This window comes from Novosphingobium resinovorum (assembly GCF_027922145.1).
In the GTDB taxonomy this organism is placed as follows: domain Bacteria; phylum Pseudomonadota; class Alphaproteobacteria; order Sphingomonadales; family Sphingomonadaceae; genus Novosphingobium; species Novosphingobium resinovorum.
On record NZ_BSFC01000042.1, the window covers coordinates 1 to 1,168 of the forward strand.

1 protein-coding gene is annotated in these 1,168 nt (G+C 57.3%); it reads right to left on the reverse strand.

All coding sequences use genetic code 11. The features are described from left to right. Nucleotides 1-259: 259 nt before the first annotated feature. Nucleotides 260-562, reverse strand: coding sequence for a PilZ domain-containing protein (locus PKE80_RS21720; protein WP_309299002.1), 303 nt, complete (start codon nucleotides 560-562; stop codon nucleotides 260-262). Nucleotides 563-1,168: the final 606 nt, after the last annotated feature.

The following is a 1,168-nucleotide window of genomic DNA, read 5'->3' on the forward strand; positions in this document are numbered from 1 at the left end:
GCAGCGGACCTATCCCGCCGCTACCGTGGCCGACTATTCCACCGCCGTTCTCACTATGCAGGTTCGTTCATGTTAAATTGACCTGTTGCGAGGTATTGTGGTTGCAGCCGGAGTCGATGCTTAGGCGTCGCTTCGGTCGATCCACGGTAATGCATGGGTCTCTTTCGATCGACGGGGTCGGGACCGCTGCTACGGTTTCGGCCCCGTTATCGCAAGGAAACGGCGCGCAATTTCTGGCGTACTTATTTACGTCCCGACCTCAGCGTTTCCGCTTCGGGCGGGGTGATGTAATTTCCCGGAGCACCTCGGCGAAGGTGTCGGCCCGGATGAGGCGCTCGAACTGGAACCCTGCGCGGTCCTCATGGGACCAGACGAGATGTCCTTCTATCATGCCGATGACGGGCAACCGCAGTTGCAGGCGCTCTCCGCGCTCGATCGCAGGGGCTCCCTGCACCATGAAACCCTGCTGTGAGATGTTCACGAGGTGGAGGGCGATATCGCCCAGGGAGCGATGTTCACCCACAGTCGTGTGGTCGATCGTCTGACGGGCGGCAGCTCGCATTTCGATCACGTTGAGACGCGGCCCATATGTCACGGCGATTGCTCCTCGGCATCCTCATCGAGGCAGGACGGGCACCTATGCCGAAAAGTGCAGTCCTTATCGCGGGCGTTGCAGTGCCAGGGCGTGCGTAGTGCTTCGCGCAAAAAGTTGACCAGTCGCTGAAACATACCATGCATTCGGATAAGCCGGAGTTCATCCTGAGAGATACGTGCTTGACGGCTAATTTTAGGTTAAAGCTTGGGGGCCTCCACCGAAATGCGGATTGCGTGGATCAATTTCCTACGCTGAAGCCCTACAAGACGGCGCTTATCGACGGGTCAACGGTATTGTTAGCTCCGGTTGCGAATTAGCTTCCAAAATCATCTTGAACCTTGGCAAGATGTCCTAGGAGTATCCGTTCGGCATCGGCCGGGTCGGGCAGAAAGGCGATAGGAAACAAGCACGGATACCTGAAATCCAGACGCGCATGGTAATCCGACACCTGGCGAATTAGTCGTGATGCGTCGGACGAGATCAGTTTGGAATCTGGGCACTGGCGGAGGTAGGATCGCTGGGACTGTCAGGAATTCCGTGTGTGAGCGGGCATAATGGGTAAGAAGGAGACCC

What these genes read in the sequence shown, in the direction of transcription:
- PKE80_RS21720 (WP_309299002.1), bottom strand. Translation starts at nt 562, where the DNA reads ATGCGAGCTGCCGCCCGTCAGACGATCGACCACACGACTGTGGGTGAA.